General features: G+C 47.2%; 15 protein-coding genes. 10 read left to right on the forward strand and 5 right to left on the reverse strand.

From position 1 onward, the window contains the following. The first annotated feature begins 34 nt into the window (after positions 1 to 34). Both OI18_RS10530 and OI18_RS10535 read left to right on the forward strand, forming a co-directional pair. Entirely contained in the window at positions 35 to 721 is a 687-nt protein-coding gene (locus OI18_RS10530) for a response regulator (protein WP_039139737.1), read from the forward strand. After that, positions 718 to 1770, forward strand: coding sequence for a sensor histidine kinase (locus OI18_RS10535; RefSeq protein WP_039139738.1), 1053 nt, complete (start codon positions 718 to 720; stop codon positions 1768 to 1770). The genes OI18_RS10530 and OI18_RS10535 overlap by 4 nt, the downstream gene beginning before the upstream one ends. A gap of 2 nt (positions 1771 to 1772) precedes the next feature. Here the strand turns inward: OI18_RS10535 and OI18_RS10540 are convergent, their stop codons facing one another. The 4 genes from OI18_RS10540 to OI18_RS10555 all read right to left on the reverse strand — a co-directional run bounded on the left by OI18_RS10540 (position 1773) and on the right by OI18_RS10555 (position 8836). Next, entirely contained in the window at positions 1773 to 3080 is a 1308-nt protein-coding gene (locus OI18_RS10540; RefSeq protein WP_240312755.1) for a DUF5690 family protein, read from the reverse strand. Between the two features lie 150 nt (positions 3081 to 3230). Further along, positions 3231 to 4598, reverse strand: a complete 1368-nt coding sequence (locus OI18_RS10545) for a T9SS C-terminal target domain-containing protein (RefSeq protein ID WP_152616787.1) — start codon at positions 4596 to 4598, stop codon at positions 3231 to 3233. 43 nt (positions 4599 to 4641) lie between these two features. Continuing rightward, positions 4642 to 7431 carry a TonB-dependent receptor gene (locus OI18_RS10550; protein ID WP_039139740.1) on the reverse strand — a complete coding sequence of 930 codons (2790 nt, stop codon included), beginning with the start codon at positions 7429 to 7431 and terminating at the stop codon, positions 4642 to 4644. Positions 7432 to 7540: 109 nt separating this feature from the next. Then, positions 7541 to 8836 (reverse strand): porin, encoded by a 1296-nt coding sequence (locus tag OI18_RS10555; protein WP_205410024.1) that lies wholly within the window; start codon positions 8834 to 8836, stop codon positions 7541 to 7543. A 266-nt stretch (positions 8837 to 9102) separates the two neighbouring features. Here OI18_RS10555 and OI18_RS10560 point away from each other — a divergent pair, with 266 nt between their 5' ends. The 8 genes from OI18_RS10560 to OI18_RS23765 all read left to right on the forward strand — a co-directional run bounded on the left by OI18_RS10560 (position 9103) and on the right by OI18_RS23765 (position 15807). Beyond that, entirely contained in the window at positions 9103 to 9750 is a 648-nt protein-coding gene (locus OI18_RS10560; RefSeq protein WP_039139741.1) for a DUF47 domain-containing protein, read from the forward strand. 30 nt (positions 9751 to 9780) lie between these two features. Beyond that, positions 9781 to 10842: an inorganic phosphate transporter gene (locus OI18_RS10565; protein ID WP_039139742.1), complete on the forward strand. Its 1062-nt coding sequence runs from the start codon at positions 9781 to 9783 to the stop codon at positions 10840 to 10842. A 69-nt stretch (positions 10843 to 10911) separates the two neighbouring features. Beyond that, positions 10912 to 11787: a glucose-1-phosphate thymidylyltransferase RfbA gene (gene rfbA / locus OI18_RS10570; RefSeq protein ID WP_039139743.1), complete on the forward strand. Its 876-nt coding sequence runs from the start codon at positions 10912 to 10914 to the stop codon at positions 11785 to 11787. Positions 11788 to 11806: 19 nt separating this feature from the next. Continuing rightward, positions 11807 to 12862 carry a UDP-glucose 4-epimerase GalE gene (galE, locus tag OI18_RS10575; protein ID WP_039139745.1) on the forward strand — a complete coding sequence of 352 codons (1056 nt, stop codon included), beginning with the start codon at positions 11807 to 11809 and terminating at the stop codon, positions 12860 to 12862. A 41-nt stretch (positions 12863 to 12903) separates the two neighbouring features. Further along, positions 12904 to 13863, forward strand: a complete 960-nt coding sequence (locus OI18_RS10580) for a transketolase family protein (RefSeq protein WP_039139747.1) — start codon at positions 12904 to 12906, stop codon at positions 13861 to 13863. A 192-nt stretch (positions 13864 to 14055) separates the two neighbouring features. Continuing rightward, positions 14056 to 14607 carry an RNA polymerase sigma factor gene (locus tag OI18_RS10585; protein WP_082037918.1) on the forward strand — a complete coding sequence of 184 codons (552 nt, stop codon included), beginning with the start codon at positions 14056 to 14058 and terminating at the stop codon, positions 14605 to 14607. Between the two features lie 32 nt (positions 14608 to 14639). Continuing rightward, positions 14640 to 15398, forward strand: a complete 759-nt coding sequence (locus OI18_RS10590) for a hypothetical protein (protein WP_039139748.1) — start codon at positions 14640 to 14642, stop codon at positions 15396 to 15398. Positions 15399 to 15405: 7 nt separating this feature from the next. Further along, the gene (locus OI18_RS23765) at positions 15406 to 15807 is read left to right on the forward strand and encodes a hypothetical protein (RefSeq protein WP_052273083.1); all 402 of its coding nucleotides are present in this window, start codon (positions 15406 to 15408) and stop codon (positions 15805 to 15807) included. On the opposite strand, the gene OI18_RS10600 is transcribed toward OI18_RS23765, so the two are convergent. Continuing rightward, positions 15804 to 16538, reverse strand: coding sequence for an MBL fold metallo-hydrolase (locus tag OI18_RS10600; protein ID WP_039139750.1), 735 nt, complete (start codon positions 16536 to 16538; stop codon positions 15804 to 15806). The two genes, OI18_RS23765 and OI18_RS10600, sit on opposite strands and share 4 nt — an antisense overlap. Positions 16539 to 16558 lie beyond the last annotated feature (20 nt).

The following is a 16558-nucleotide window of genomic DNA, read 5'->3' on the forward strand; positions in this document are numbered from 1 at the left end:
GTAGCAGCATTAACTTTGCGTAAACAAATTGTTAATGGACACGAAAGGAAAGAAGATCCTGATTGCAGACGATGAACCGGACATCCTGGAGATAATTCAGTACAATCTCCAGAATGAAGGGTACGAGGTATATACAGCAAAAGACGGAGATGACGCATTGATGAAGGCAAAACAGGTGAAACCGGAACTGATCATCCTCGACATCATGATGCCGAAGAAGACAGGGGTGGAAGTATGTGAGATCCTGCGCGCCCAGCCGGCATTCAAAGAAACCCTGATCATATTTCTTACCGCCCTGAACGACGAGTCCTCCCAAATGAAGGGATTGGATACCGGGGCCGACGATTATGTGAATAAACCCATCAGCCCGAAGTTGCTGATCAGCCGGGTCAACGCCCTTTTCAGGCGCGTAACCAAGGCCGAGCCGACCAGTAACGGAGTGCTGACGATTGACAACCTGGTTATCGACCCGGTAAAATTTGTAGTGGAGGTCGACGAAAAGGAAGTAACCCTGGCCAAGAAGGAGTTTGAACTGCTTTACCTGCTCGCTTCCCGCCCCGGACGCGTTTTCCTGCGCAATGAGATCCTGAACCAGGTTTGGGGCAACGACGTGATCGTCGGCGACCGCACCATCGATGTACATATCCGCAAGATCCGCCAGAAACTGGGACTTGACTGTATCACCACCGTAAAGGGTGTGGGATATAAATTTGACCTATGAAAAATCTCTCTCCCCGGCAGATCGCAGCTTTACTGGCTTTCGTGATCTCAGCGCTGGTCGGCATCGCCAACCAGGTGCTCGTGAAATCCTGGATGGTTTCGCTGAGCTCCTTTACTGTGCTGTTCCTCGTTTCCTACCTGCTGATCTTTTATTTCCTGCAGCAATTCATTTACAGGCGGATCAAACTGATTTACAAATTCATTTACCAGACCAAGGCGAGCAAGCGCGAAGAATTTTATAATAAATACATCATTCCACAGAAGAGTATTGACGAAGTAAAAGAAGATGTGGAGAAGTGGGCGGAACAACGCCAGGGGGAAATAGAGATGCTGAAAAAGAATGAAGCATTCCGGAAAGAGTTTCTGCAGAACCTCGCACATGAATTCAAGACGCCCATCTTCGCCATCCAGGGATATGTGGACACACTTTTGAGCGGTGCGATGGATAATGTGGATGTGAGGAAGCGATTCCTGGAAAGCACCAGCAGGAATGTAGACCGCCTTGTTAATCTCATGAATGACCTCGATGAGATCTCCCGCCTGGAGACAGGTGAACAGGTACTGTATAAACAGTATTTCGTTATCCAGGACTTGATCAAAGAAGTGATCGATTCATTATCGCTCAAGCTCAACCAGAAACAAATTACCGCCTATCTTAAAAAAGGTACCGAATCGCCGGTATATGTGTTTGCAGACAAGGAGAAGATCCGCCAGGTGATCATTAACCTGATTGAGAACGGAGCTAAGTATGGTAAACCCGGGGGGACAATCGTTGCCAGTGTGTACAACACTGATGAATTTAAAGTTTTGGTGGAGATCAGTGATGATGGGATCGGGATTGACGAGGAACACCTGCCGCGGATCTTTGAAAGGTTTTACCGGACTGACAAAGCAAGGAGCCGTGATAAGGGTGGTACCGGCCTTGGACTTGCGATCTGCAAGCACATCATAGAAGCACATGGGGAATCGATGCACGTGCGGAGTAAGCCGGATGTGGGAACGACGATCGGGTTTACGCTGGGGTCAAGCAAGGAAAAAATCGGGGAATAATTTTATCTGGATTTTCTTTTAAAGTAGACCAGCGAGATAAGCGTGGCAACTACCCCGATCGCACCGGTGATCATCACGAGTGTAGTATAGAAATTCAACCAGGACAATTCAAGCCTGAATACAGTTTTACTTAACAGCACTCCGACACTTCCGAGATAGCCGAAGGCATCAGCCAGGTAGATGAGAAAGCCTACATTGCCTGCAATTCCAAACGCAGCTATGAATCTTTCGAAAAGAATGCTGTTGAATGGAATGTAAACCATGTACAAACCGAGCCCGATGCTTAACATCCACCACCAGGTGTCAACAAGCCCCTGCTTATAGGCAACTGTTATTGCGAGGCTGAGTACAAAGCCCGCGAACATGATCAGGTGAGTGATGGAGAATGCGCGGAAATTATTCCTGACAGTAACCATAGAGGCGATCACAATCAACATTACCAGGGAAATGATGGTTTCTGTCTGCGCAAACACTGAACTGTCGAAAGATTCACCTGCCTCCCGCCACATGTCGGCCATGAAACTGTCGCGTACCTCTCGCAGGATCGTCACCAGCATATAAATTATCACCAGCAGGAATAAGCCCGGACCATATTCCCGTAAAAGATTACGTCGTGCATCAACGGGCATGGGCAAACGAACAGTTCGGTGAGCTATATCATCTTCTGTTGGAGCTGGAATTTTTTCAACCAGGTAAATAAATAGCAGGAGTGGAAGAAAAAAAACGGCGCCGGTTACAAATGGCATCCAATATTCACTCACCGACCAGCTGTTCATGGTATACAATGCAACAGATTTGGAAACACCGGAGCCGAAAATAAAGCTTACGGCAAGGGCTGCACTGATTAAATCTGTCATCCTTCTGCCTTCGATATAGGAAAAGACAATTCCCCATAGCATCCCAAGCGGGAACCCATTGAACAGCAGGCACCAGAAATTATATGGTGCCGGCAGGAGCGCGAATACAAGCCAGGAAAACCATGCGATGCCGGTCAGTAAAAGTATGAGCCGGCCCCGCCCCATCCGCCCCAGTTCAGCAATGAACCGGATGCCGTAGAACTTACTTGCCATATACCCGAATACCTGGGTGATGACGAGAATGATCTTGTAGTCAAGTCCCCATAAGGTGTACCCATCGAACGCCGCAACATTGAAAGCTTTACGGAAAGAGAACAGGCATGTATACAGGCAGAAGACCACCAGTGCACTATACAAAGCTTGTGGCCATTGAGCCTTACGAATGGTGAGCGTTGTTTCCAGGAGACAGTGTATTAATTCACCAATATAATAAATAAGCCGTTGTATAGACATACAACGGCTAAAACTGCATGAGAAATCTTCTATGGCCGCAAAGCTACCGTGGCTGTATTACCGCAATGTGTTGTATCCGTTAAGGTAATCTGAATAAAAAAGCCGCCTTATCATAGATAAAGCGGCTGTTGAAATTGGTCGTAACTATTATTAGTATGCGTTGGTCTTCGGGTTGAAGCTTGTCCAGCCGGTAGCCCAGTTGGTTGTACCGAATGCACCTACATAAGTTGTCGGTGTGAAGTATGAATCCATTCCTGTAAAGCTTGCACCAGTCAGGGCAGGTGAACCAGCTTTGGGAAGGAAGTTGGGTGAATTGAGGTTGAACGGATCAGTCAGTTGAACATCATCGCGTGAAGCCAGTGTGCGGTTACCTTCTGATTCAGCTTTTGTTTTCAGCTGTGCTGCTGTGAATACTGTTGAAGCAGGATCAGCTTTATCTTCTGCAGTATAATAAGGCTTAGCGTAAACAGCCACGATATTATTCTTGAATTCAGAGAGACCGTCTTTATAGGCTTGCGCAGTAGCAGAAGATTCCATAGAGAACCCTGCTTTGCGGTGACCGATCAGCAATGAGTTGTTCAGTACAAAACGTGTAGCTCTTCTCCACCTGTTGCTGTAACCATGGTTACTGCTGGAACCTGTGGTATCATAAGGTCCGATCAGTGTCAGGTTAGAAAGAACAGGGCGGGTAAAGGGTTCAGTGAGGTCACCGCTACCGTTGTTGTCGCACTCAATACCGTTTGCCTGGTCTGTATCAGCCGGCTTGTCGCGAAGTGAAACAGCGAATTGGATCTTTCCCACATAGCCGAAATCGAAATCGTAGTCGTCATCCATTGTAGCGAAAGCAACGAGGTTTTTACAGTTAACCGTACCGCCGAAGAATTCGAAGGCATCGTCACCGCCGTAAGAAACCTGTACGTTTTCAATTACAGTACCTGCACCAACGCCGCCTAGGGTCAGGCCGTTGATCTCTGAACCAGGTTCAGCAGCGATACCGGAAAACTCGATACGCACATAGCGCAGGATTCCGCTGTTGTCGTTTACATCTGTTCCACCATAAGGCCTGTTTACACCGCCTTCGATAATTGGTGCAGGAGATGTGGGCCTGTTGGTGGGTGCCTTACCCAGCAGGATGATACCACCCCAGTCGCCGGGAGCACGTTCGCCTGAAGGCTTACCTGAAGTGAATACAATGGGTGCAGATGCAGTACCATCAGCAATAAGTTTAGACCCACGCTCAACGATGAGGGCGCCTTTTTCGGCTACATCACTTTTGATCACGGTTCCGGGCTCAATAGTAAGAACGGCTCCATTGTTCACGTATACATATCCTTTCAGTGTCCATGTTCCTTTCGTAAGCGTCATGCTCTTATCAATGGTGCCGTTAAGTACTTTGGAAGTGGAATCAGTACCGTTTCCTCCGCCGTTAACGATCTCGTCACCGGTATTTACTTTTATACAGGAGGTAATGGTTAATGCGCTGAGAGCCACTACCGCAATTTGTTTAACCAATTTCATATTTGATTTTATTTAAGCTTTGTTTATTTGTTTGGGGTTTAGATTATTTTTTATCGAAAGAGAAATCATAAGTGAATCCAATACTGATCGTTGTTCCGGGCTTATAGCTGCTGAACATTTTGTCGCTGCTGGAATATTCTTTGCCACCTGAAGTATTCTCATAGAGGTAGATTTTATTGTTCAGGATGTCAGAGAAGGTCAGTTTCAGTTCTCCCTGTTTTTTCAGGATGCGTTTAGCAACCTGGAAGTCGAGCAGGTTCCTGGGGCGCTCGTAGATATCTGCGATTTCGCCATTACCTACCAGCGCGAGACGCGGACCGATACGGTTGTACATCAGCGTCATATTGAACAATTTGTCGCTGGTATATTGAAGACCGGCATTTACCATATAAGGCGACTGACCCTGGATCGGCCGGTTGGCATTGATGGACTGACCTGAAGAAGATGCGTCGGTGAAGTTCACATCTGAAATCAGGTAGGTAACGTTACCAAATCCAACCATGTTATTCATGAAGTCGCTACTCTTGCTGATAAAACCAAGGTTCTTCCTGAATTCCAATTCAGCTCCATAAGTATCTGCTTTGTCTGCATTGGAATAGGTGTACAACCTGCGCTCAGGAACTGAACCTGAATTGAGGCGGAACTCGATCGGGTTGTCAAAGCGCTTGTAAAATCCACCGAGACTGAACACCTCACCTGCAGCAGGATAAATTTCATAACGAAGGTCAAGGTTCAGGATCTTGGTTCTTTTCAGGTCCTGGTTACCAGCAATACTATAGCTGGATTCGTAATCATAGAACTGGAAAGGTGCAATTTCCCTGAATTCAGGACGGGCCACTGTCTGTGAAGCCGCAACGCGTATGTTGCTTTTTGAAGTCGGTGAATAAGTCAGGTTCAGTGAAGGAAGGACATCCCATTTCTCTGTATCAATTGTCACCTTCTTCGCAGAAAGGTCCTTTGAGTCAAGGAACTGCTCAAAGTATTCTACACGTGCCCCCCAGATCAGTCTCAACTTTTCTGACAACTTGTTATCGAACATGGCAAAACCAGAATTAATTGCTGATACGCCGAAGTATTTGTCAGAGTTGTTGGTGAATTCGTCGTATACAAATCCCGTCTGGCTGAAATTATTCTTATTGAAGATCTGGTCGAAGGGAAGCATGGACAGGCTCTGGTCAAACTGCGAGGTTGCTTCTTCCACGCGGAAGATCCGTGCCTTGAAATCCCTGAAACGGATAACCGTTCCACCGCCGAATTTGAAATTCTGTTTTTGACCAAACATATCGAACGGCAGCGTGAAAGCACCGGAAGCCGTTACGGTATGGTCATACAGGTCTGACCAGAAGCGGCGTGAGTCATCGTAGTCGAGGATCACCTGGTCGCTGCCCGATGCCTGTGTATACTGTTGCGTACGAAGGTCGGGCTGGGTCCGTGTTACCAAAGCATAACCGGCGTTCCAACGGAATTTAGCTTTTGCAATATTAAACTGGTGCTCACCTTCCAGCTGGCTGCTGAAGAAGTTACGCTGGTTCAGCACCGAAGAATAAAAAGTAATATCCTGGTTACGGCTGTTGTTGAATCCACTCCTTGTATAATAGTTGTCTTCGTAAAACCGGTTGTAAATATTCTTCCAGGATACTTTATGATTGCGCTCTGAGTAAGTGAGGTTAACGAGTGCACCAAGGTTTACCTGGTATTTGTTCTGCAGGTCGGTATAATCAAAAACAGAACCTTCCCTTTCAGCCATTGAGCGATCAACGGAATATTTCAACATGGCATTCCTGTAAGTAACTGCTGCGATAAGGCCCAGTTTGGCATTATTCTTCAGTGTCTTTACAGAGCCATAAGAAAGATTGTATTGCTGTACAGGAAGCGCTGTCGCATTCACCTGGCGGAATACATCATCCTGGAAGAGCTGTGATTTTTCGATCTGGCCACTTGTCGGCATCTGGCCATACTCCTGCCTTGTTGCAGGGAAGCCCGCAGGAAACTTTCTTGTTCCATTATCCCATCCCAGCCAATCCGTGTTGGTGCGTGGGTTGCTGGTGAAATCCTTAAATGTTGAGTTTGTATTGTAACCCCACTGAACTCCTACAGACAGGAACTTCTTCGAAGGAATATCTTTCGTCTGTACCTGGATCAATCCACCTGCGAACTCACCGGTGAGCTCCGGGGTCGCAGTTTTATTGATCACAATATTGTCGATCATGTTTGAAGGGATCACATCAAAGGAGAACGCCTTGCGGTCAGGCTCTGATGAAGGGAGCTGGGCATTGTTGATGAATGCCGCGTTGTAACGATCACTGAGACCGCGGACAATCACGAACTTGTTATCCTGGATGCTAGTACCGCTGACACGCTTCAGTACTTCACCGGTCGTCCTGTCCGGGGTACGGCGGATAAGGTCTGCCGCGATACCACTTGATACAGCTATATTGTTACGCTGAAGGTTGATCAGTGCGCTGGTTGTTTCCTTTTTAACTGAAGTCCGCACAACCACTTCACCCAATTCAGATTTATTCTCCAGGACAACAGAAATGCTGTTGGCTATTTCATCTGTTGTTACCTGTACATCTTCAACAGACTTTGTACTATAACCGGCACTGGAGACTACCAGTACATATTTCTTCCCTGTTTCAAGCTGGATGGTGAAGCGGCCTTCCACATCAGCAGCTGTTTTCTTTGTTGTACCTTCTATGGTTACCGTTGCGCCGGGTACGGGTTCATTCCGGGTGTTGATTACTTTTCCACTAAGTTTAACTGTCGACTGGGCGAGGCCTTGCAGGTAGGCTGCCATCACCATCATCAACAGTAAGAGGATCTTTTTGCTCACAAATTAGAGTGTTTATTTGCGGGCAAAAGTAGAAGTCCAATGTTAAGACGTTGTTATTCGCAGGTTAACGAATTGTGAACGGGATGTTACCGGAATGTTACGTACCGCATCAGAAGCGGAACTGGAGACGGAAAGTCAACACATTATCCTTGATATCTTCGGTGTAACCTTCCAGTTGCGTTTTTTCGTTCATCACAAAGTCGTACCACAACACCAACTTGAGGTTCTCATTAATATAATTCAGGTACCCGACACCAAGCGTGTTGTACCTGATGTCTGCGGGATTCATGTTGTCATGCGATTTGCTGATATCGTCGCCCTTGACTTTCGTATTGGGATCATACCAGTCGAACTTAACTCCTACCTGGTTTTTTCCGAATGCATGCAACAGGTAAAAGAATGCGCCATTGAATTTTCTTACATAATAAGGTTGGTTTTCAATTACGCCGGGTGTTTCGGTTGTTTCATCGGTACCGGTTTGCGTACCCCACCAGTATTCAGCCCGTAGAGTTGTTACGCTGTTATGGTGGCGGAGTTCCCACTGCGCATCCGCACCATAATAAATACGGGGAGCTTTTTCGCCGAGGTTGGATTCCGAAGAATCGACTATGAAACCTGGTGCTCCATTGGGCTTACCCATTTCATATACGTACTTCGTGTTCTGGATAAAACCACCATTCAGGTATGATAGTCCCCCAGACATGCGCAGGCTGTTGTTGATGGCTACCGGCTTAAAAGAAGCCCGCGTAATAAAATCTTTATACGAATCATATTCCGCAGTGCCAGTAAGCCCCTGGCCGTTAAACACTCCGGCGTCCACTTTCAACCATTTCAGTTTGTGCGATTTGCCACGGGGTTCAAAGCTGGCCATTGCCCCCAGGTCACGTTCCGTACGCATCAGGATCTGTGACATCCGGCCACGCTCAGGTGATTCGCGGTCCTGTGACGAAAGGTTCACTTCATAGCCGAAGGGGCGGGCAAACATTCCCATTGTGAAACCAAGGACCTCAAACTTGTTCTCGAAAACGCGGCCCCAGAAATCCCTGATATTTACACCTCGTTCCGTACCGTCGAACTGGAATACAAACTGGGCTGAAAGCTTGTCATTTTTATTGAATCGGGCATAATCGAAACGGACCCGTCCCCGCCTGAGTATGAAACGGTTGTTTGAGTTCGGCTGGAAGTTCGGGCCGGCATATGTGGCTGCACCTTTAGTTTGGATGTATTGAAACTGTGGTTGGATATATCCACTAATGCGGAGGTAGTTATACTTATAATACATGGCCAGCATGCTCTTCCCCATTTCATGGGAAGTGTCTACCATATCCATCAGGAACTGAGCTTTTGCAGCAGAAGAAAGAATGAGGAAGAAAGCTACTATAATATAAGAAGTCAGTCGCCGCATGATACCATGATTAAATGGCTGCGAGGAGCCAAAGTTAATTTTATATGATCGAATTGTTAACGGTCGCAAAGGTAACAGCCGCTATAAAGGCCCTAACAGGTCCAGTGTTAAGGAATTATTACCAAATAACTACCGCTGCAATCACGATGCTTGGCCGATCCGGGCAGGCTTTTACCCCTTTTTGAGCCCTGTGTTAAGAAATTATTATCAAATCGGAGAACTCTTCAGGGGCAAAGAAACAATCTATTTTTGCGCAAAATTGAAGTATGTCGCTTTCCTCAGTCCTCAAACTATTCACACCGAAGGATAAAGTATTTTATTCCCTTTTTGAAGAAGTCGCCAATACTGTTGCCAAAATGGGAAAACTGATGAAGGATGTTGTCAGTGAGCCGGATTTTGACAAGAGAAGCGCACTCATTTCGAGGATGGAAGACCTGGAGCACGTCAATGATGACCTGACCCACAAAATCTTTACTGAACTTGGAAGGAACTTCATTACTCCATTTGACCGAGAAGACATTCACTACCTGGCTTCGGCCCTGGATGATATCTGCGACTATATTTTCGCTTCTGCCAAAAAAATCAATTTCTACAAGGTGAATCCCAACGATCCGGGTATCCAGAAGATGGCGGACCTGATCGAACAGGGAGCAGACCATATCAGGAGTGCAGTGATTGAATTGCGTAACATGAAGAATATGCGGAAGATCACGGATGCACTTGTGAAAGTGAACAGCATCGAAAACCAGGCAGACGATATCTTTGATCTAAGCATTGACAGGCTGTTTGAAACAGAACCCGATGCCAAAGAGGTGATCAAGAAAAGGGAAATCTACCAGGTAATGGAAATTGTTACAGACAAATGCGAAGATGCAGCAAATGTGATTGAATCCATTATAATTAAATACGCCTAAGGCCAATTCACATTTACCAATTCTTCAGTTATGACATTCCTGGTCATTATTATAATCCTGGCTCTTGTTTTTGATTATATCAACGGATTTCACGATTCGGCAAACTCCATTGCCACGATAGTTTCCACAAAAGTCCTTACCCCATTCCAGGCAGTACTCTGGGCCGCTGTGTTCAACTTCGCGGCCTTCTTTATTTCCAAATACCTGATTGGAGAGTTCAAGATCGGCAACACGATTGCCAAGTCGGTGCACGAGAACTTTATTACGCTCGAAGTGATCTTTGCCGGACTGATAGCCGCGATTGGCTGGAACCTGCTGACCTGGTGGTTTGGCATTCCATCAAGTTCTTCCCACACTTTGCTGGGCGGTTTCATGGGTGCTGCAATGGCGCATGCCGGCGGAATAGCAAAAGGTGGCGTTTCTGTGATCAACTATGCCAAAGTGATCCCTACTTTCCTGTTCATCTTCCTGGCTCCTGTAATAGGAATGCTTATAGCATATATAATAACTGTTATCATCCTGAATATTTGCCGCAAGGCGGTTCCCTATAAAGCGGAGAAATGGTTCCGGCGGCTCCAGTTGGTGTCTTCGGCGCTGTTCAGCCTTGGCCATGGTGGTAATGATGCCCAGAAAGTAATGGGTATTATCGGAGCTGCGGTTATTTTTTATGAGGTACAGAATGGCAACCCTGGGTACACTACCCTCGATTCGGCACACAGGTTCAGCCATTTTGTGGAGGATTACTGGTGGGTTCCCGTTTCAAGTTTTACCGCGATCGCGTTAGGTACGCTCAGTGGCGGATGGAAGATCGTTAAGACAATGGGAACCCGGATCACCAAGGTAACTCCCCTGGAAGGTGTTAGCGCAGAAACCGCTGGTGCTGCCACTTTATACCTGGCGGAAGCAGCGGGGATCCCGGTAAGTACAACGCATACCATTACTGGTGCGATCATCGGGGTAGGTGCTACAAAGCGCCTGTCGGCTGTACGGTGGGGTGTTACCATTAACCTGCTTTGGGCCTGGATCCTGACCATTCCGGTCAGCGCCCTGTTTGCCGCACTGGTCTATTATCTCCTGAAACTTGTCTTCTAATTTCCAGCCCCGTCAGTAGTGACGGGGTTTTTTATTTATCTTGGGCACTCATTTTCTTAAAAATCCGGAATGAAAGGAATTATTCTCGCTGGTGGTTCAGGTACTCGGTTACATCCAATTACATATGCGATCAGCAAGCAGATTATGCCGGTTTACGACAAACCGATGATTTACTACCCGCTTTCCACCCTGATGATGGCGGGAATAAAGGATATTCTCATTATTTCGACGCCCCACGATCTTCCATTGTTCAAAAAGCTGTTTGGAAATGGCAACCAGTTTGGACTGGACATTTCCTATGCGGAACAGGCCGTACCGAATGGTCTTGCGCAGGCATTCGTAATAGGCAAAGAGTTCATAGGCAACGATAATGTTGCCCTGGTGCTTGGAGACAACATTTTTTACGGGAGCGGACTGGGTGAGCAGCTTGCGAAAAACACCGATCCCGAGGGAGGAATTGTGTATGCATACCATGTGAGTGACCCTGAAAGGTATGGTGTGGTGGAATTTGACAGCGACAACAACGTGCTGTCGATCGAGGAAAAGCCGCTCAAACCTAAAAGCAATTTCGCGGTGCCCGGACTTTATTTTTACGACAACACCGTAGTTGAGATAGCTGAAAACCTGCAGCCGAGTCCACGGGGCGAATATGAAATAACCGACGTTAACAAAGAATACCTGAGGTTGGGAAAACTAAAAGTTTCCATCCTTGACCGCGGTACGGCCTGGCTCGACACAGGCACATTTGACTCCCTCATGCAGGCATCGCAGTTTGTACAGGTAATTGAACAAAGACAGGGCATCAAGATCGCCTGTATTGAAGAAATTGCCTGGAGAAAAGGATTCATTACTGACGACCAGCTGGAGCAGATTGCCGCGCCATTGCTGAAAAGCGGCTATGGTCAGTACCTGGTGGGCCTGCTGAAGGAGAATGTTCACGCATAAACGAAACAACCAAGACATAATGAGTAAAATACTGGTAACAGGAGGATGTGGATACATCGGGTCGCATACGCTGGTTGACCTGGTAGAAAACGGGTTTGAAGTCATATCTGTTGATAACAACTCCCGCTCTACTCCACGAATTCTCGAAGGAGTTGAAAAAATAACCGGGCAAAAGATCAAGAACTATAAGGTTGACCTGTGTAACTATGACGACACTTTTGCCATTTTCCAGGAGAACACCGACATCACAGGGATCATCCATTTCGCTGCCTTCAAAGCAGTTGGGGAATCGGTGGCGCACCCCGTAATGTATTTCGAAAACAACCTCATGAGCCTGCTGAACCTTTTGAAGTGCGTGCAGGAGTTCAAGGTGCCCTACTTTGTATTTTCTTCTTCCTGCACGGTATATGGAAACCCGGATGTCATTCCCGTTACCGAGAGTACGCCACCCAAACCCGCGGAATCTCCATATGGTTATACCAAGCAAATGGGAGAACAGATCATAAATGAGTTTGCAAAAGTGAGTGATTCGCAGTGTGTATTGTTGCGTTATTTCAATCCGGTTGGGGCGCATCCCAGTATCCAGATCGGGGAATTGCCGATAGGCAGGCCTGCGAACCTGGTTCCTGCCATTACGCAGACCGCAATTGGCAAGTTGCCGCAGATGACCGTTTTTGGTAACGACTATGATACCCGCGATGGCAGCTGCCTGCGTGATTTCATTCACGTTTCTGATATCGCCCACGCACATACGCTTTCCCTGCAGTACCTGATAGATGGAAAGAGCGACAAAGCATGTGAGGTCTTTAACCTCGGCTCCGGGAATGGGGTAACGGTACTGGAAGCGATCCGCGCTTTCGAGAAAGTGAGTGGCCAGGCACTGAACTATACGATCGGTCCGCGTCGCCCGGGTGATGTGATAGCAATCTATGCGAACAATGAACACGCTGTGAAAGAGCTTGGCTGGGAAATCAAATACTCCCTCGAAGACATGCTCGATACAGCGTGGAAATGGGAAACACGCATCAGGGAAGACGAGAGCTTCTACCTGGTACAGAATGCCAACCTGAATTAAACCTTACATTTGCAACGCCCTTCACAAAAAACGTCTTAAACATGTTAAAAGATATACAGGTAACCGGAAAAAAAGATACAAGAAGCGGGTTTGGCGATGGCATTACGGAGCTGGGCCGCTCCAACCCGAATGTTGTGGCACTTACGGCTGATCTTGCAGGATCACTCAAACTGAACCAGTTCATCAAAGAAAACCCGGACCGGTTCTTCCAGGTAGGAATTGCGGAAGCAAACATGATCGGTATAGCGGCAGGTCTCACTATCGGTGGCAAGATCCCGTTCACGACTACCTTCGCGAACTTTTCGACGGGGCGTGTTTATGACCAGATCAGGCAGTCAGTTGCCTATTCAGGAAAGAATGTAAAGATCTGTGCTTCGCATGCTGGACTTACCCTGGGCGAAGATGGTGCTACCCACCAGATCCTCGAAGATATCGGCATGATGAAAATGCTGCCGGGAATGACGGTAATAGTTCCCTGTGATTATGCCCAGACAAAAGCGGCGACACTTGCTGTTGCGGAAATGCAGGGACCGGTTTACCTGCGCTTTGGACGCCCGGTATGGCCCATTTTTACCGAAGGCATGCCATTCGAAATTGGTAAGGCGCAGGTATTCAGTGAAGGAACGGATGTCAGCATTTTTGCGTGCGGACACATGGTATGGAATGCAATTGAAGCAGGAAGGATCCTGGAAGAAAAAGGTGTGAGCGTGGAAGTGATCAATATTCATACGATCAAGCCGCTGGATGAGAAAGCCATACTCGCCTCCATAAGGAAAACCGGCTGTGCCGTAACTGTTGAAGAGCATAATGTGCTGGGCGGACTCGGCGATTCGGTAGCACAGGTTGCAGCCAGGAATCACCCCACCCCGATTGAATTTATCGGCACTAATGATACTTTCGGTGAAAGCGGAACACCCATGCAATTGCTGGAAAAGTACGGCCTCAGCACAAACAACATTGTGGCCGCAGCGGAAAAAGCAATGAAGAGAGGCAAGAAATAATATTGGATTCTTACTGCGATTTGGGAATGCAGTCAATAGGTGAATAGGTCAATAAGTGAATTCTTTTCGTTCTCACTGCGATCTGCTCACCTTTTTATTTTTAACATCTCCGCAATTCGCCAGGTCCTTCACGCTTTCAGTTAAACCTTTCTATCTTTCCTCTGTCTTATATTTAATTACAAAGATCACGCTATGCCGATGGCTAACGATGACAGCGAGTTGCTCATCATGTTCCGGGAGCCTTCCTCCCGGGAGAAGGCATATACATCCATAATCCGGAAATACCAGGAAAGATTATACTGGCATATCCGACGAATGGTTGTTTCCCATGACGATGCCAATGATGTGCTGCAGAATGTTTTTATCAGGGTTTGGAATGGACTGGAGAATTTCAGGGAGGACGCGCGCCTTTATACGTGGTTGTACCGCATTGCGACGAACGAGTGCCTGACCTTCCTGGAACAACAGAAAAGAAGGAATGTGCTTCCGCTATCGGATGTTGAGGAGGGATTGAGCAACCAGGTGAGGGCAGATAAGGATTTTGACGCGTCGCGGGCGGAATGGAAATTACAATTGGCTATCCAGCGGCTGCCGGAAAAACAGCGATTGGTTTTCAACCTGAGGTATTACGACGAGATGCCATATGAAGAGATGAGCAGGGTGCTTGAAACGTCTGAAGGTGCGTTGAAAGCCTCTTACCACCATGCAGTTAAAAAAATTGAGGATTACGTTCTGAATCATTAAACCTTCCAGCGTAAAAATGGTCTAAATGCCGGATGAAGCGCGATAATACGATATTAAAAGAGTTGGGCGAAATCAGCAGACAGGTTGCCGACCTGCCGCATTCGCTGCCATACCGGGTTCCCGACGGGTATTTCGATACGCTGCCGGGGCAAATCCTGGCACGCATACAGGCACTGAATGCTACAGATCCCGGCACGGAGCTGCAGGCATTGTCGCCTTTGCTGGCAGGGCTATCGAAAAAGTCGCCTTTCAGTGTTCCTGATGGATATTTTGACAAGGTGCCTGACGAAGCCAATGCAGGCCTGTCAGGGATCCTGCAGGCAAATGACATTCTTGAAGACATGCCGGGGCCTTTACTGGAATCGCTGAGAAGCGCGAACCCATATACCGTTCCGGAAAACTATTTTGAAGCGTTTCCGCACCAGATGCTGAATAAAGTGAAAGGGACCGGCAGGGTAGTCAGGCTTTCCGGAAGGTGGTTGCGATATGCTGCAGCAGCGGCCGTAGTCGGTTTGATCGCACTGGCCGGATGGTTTGTATTCAATCCAAAAAATGTGAACCCCGGGGAAAATAGCATCGTAAAGCAGACTCAACGTGACATCGATAAACTGAGCGATGAAGCCATACTTGAGTTTGCAGATCCTACCACGATGCTGTATTATGGTTCAACCGCATCGACAGGTGATGACCTTAATGATGAAAATATGCACTATCTTTTTGATAATGTCAGCGACGAAGCTTTGCAGCAATACCTGGCAGATCAACCGGATAAAGCACTACTGAACAATTAGCGCATTTATGAAACGGATTTTTATACTGTTTGGAATTTTCCTGCTTACCGCACTTACCGCTCCTGCTCAACAGGGTAAGGGCGGCGAGCAGCTTGAAACGCTCAAGATTGCCTATCTAACCAAGAAACTGAATCTCACATCAGACGAAGCGCAAAGATTCTGGCCGGTGTACAACCAATATAACAACGAGCTGAAAAGTGTACGCCGGGAAAGTCGTGGCGGAGATGAACTGGACCGCGAGGAAAAGTTGCTGGCGGTGCGGAAAAAGTACCAGTCTGAATTCTCAAAAGCCCTTTCACCTGAAAAAGCAAACGAGTTCTTCAGGGCAGAAAAGGAATTCTATGGCTATGTCCAGAAAGAATTAATGGAAAGGCGCCAGCAGCGTAACGGCAACCGGAAAAACGATTAATAGACGGGTGTTTTGATATCGTGATAGAACAGGAATTTCCAACCTTCCTCCTGCCCCTGTTTCCACCATTTCTGACGCAGTTCCATTGCCAGTTTCCCGTCGTAGTCATATTTCGCCACGAACTTACTTTTCATCTGCTGTAGTTGTGGTGCATTGTCGCCACCAAAGAAAACTGTTTCTCCCCCATCAACTATTGTAAACACCTGGTGATAAGGGCTGTGACCACCTACCAATTCGTATTTAATATAACCGTCTATAACACCGTTCCCGTCGAGGCGGACCACATTTGACGCATCCTTCAGGCATTCGAGCTCAGCCGGAATATAGCTGGGTAGCCCTTTTTCAAATGCAAACTCCAGCTCTTTCTGCTGGATATAATATTTTGCATTGGGAAAGGCTTCGCAGTACCCACTATCGCCATTTGCTTTCTTACTGACTCCACCGGCATGATCCTTATGTAAGTGAGACATCAGCACTTTGGTGATCTCCCCGGGATTTATGCCTGCATTCATAAGGTTGGCATGTAGCTGCATCACACCGTCTTTCATAAATCCCAAACCTGTATCGAGCAACAATACATCCTCGCTCGTAACCACAACAAAGGGCTGTACTTCGACCAGGAGGCTTCCGGAGTTGCGCGATTGAAGGTCATCAGATGATGTATCGAAAGGAACGAACATCTTGGTCTTGTCAATCGTAAATGAACCTTCGGACAGCGGTATAATCTTCATGTAACGGCGAGTTGAATTTG

It is taken from the genome of Flavihumibacter solisilvae (genome assembly GCF_000814475.1).
GTDB classification, from domain to species: domain Bacteria; phylum Bacteroidota; class Bacteroidia; order Chitinophagales; family Chitinophagaceae; genus Flavihumibacter; species Flavihumibacter solisilvae.

What these genes read in the sequence shown, in the direction of transcription:
- OI18_RS10560 (WP_039139741.1), top strand. Translation starts at nt 9,103, where the DNA reads ATGTCGCTTTCCTCAGTCCTCAAACTATTCACACCGAAGGATAAAGTA.
- OI18_RS10600 (WP_039139750.1), bottom strand. Translation starts at nt 16,538, where the DNA reads ATGAAGATTATACCGCTGTCCGAAGGTTCATTTACGATTGACAAGACC.
- OI18_RS10555 (WP_205410024.1), bottom strand. Translation starts at nt 8,836, where the DNA reads ATGCGGCGACTGACTTCTTATATTATAGTAGCTTTCTTCCTCATTCTT.
- OI18_RS10530 (WP_039139737.1), top strand. Translation starts at nt 35, where the DNA reads ATGGACACGAAAGGAAAGAAGATCCTGATTGCAGACGATGAACCGGAC.
- OI18_RS10590 (WP_039139748.1), top strand. Translation starts at nt 14,640, where the DNA reads ATGAAGCGCGATAATACGATATTAAAAGAGTTGGGCGAAATCAGCAGA.
- rfbA (WP_039139743.1), top strand. Translation starts at nt 10,912, where the DNA reads ATGAAAGGAATTATTCTCGCTGGTGGTTCAGGTACTCGGTTACATCCA.
- OI18_RS10535 (WP_039139738.1), top strand. Translation starts at nt 718, where the DNA reads ATGAAAAATCTCTCTCCCCGGCAGATCGCAGCTTTACTGGCTTTCGTG.
- OI18_RS10545 (WP_152616787.1), bottom strand. Translation starts at nt 4,598, where the DNA reads ATGAAATTGGTTAAACAAATTGCGGTAGTGGCTCTCAGCGCATTAACC.
- OI18_RS10565 (WP_039139742.1), top strand. Translation starts at nt 9,781, where the DNA reads ATGACATTCCTGGTCATTATTATAATCCTGGCTCTTGTTTTTGATTAT.
- OI18_RS23765 (WP_052273083.1), top strand. Translation starts at nt 15,406, where the DNA reads ATGAAACGGATTTTTATACTGTTTGGAATTTTCCTGCTTACCGCACTT.
- galE (WP_039139745.1), top strand. Translation starts at nt 11,807, where the DNA reads ATGAGTAAAATACTGGTAACAGGAGGATGTGGATACATCGGGTCGCAT.
- OI18_RS10580 (WP_039139747.1), top strand. Translation starts at nt 12,904, where the DNA reads ATGTTAAAAGATATACAGGTAACCGGAAAAAAAGATACAAGAAGCGGG.
- OI18_RS10540 (WP_240312755.1), bottom strand. Translation starts at nt 3,080, where the DNA reads ATGTCTATACAACGGCTTATTTATTATATTGGTGAATTAATACACTGT.
- OI18_RS10585 (WP_082037918.1), top strand. Translation starts at nt 14,056, where the DNA reads ATGCCGATGGCTAACGATGACAGCGAGTTGCTCATCATGTTCCGGGAG.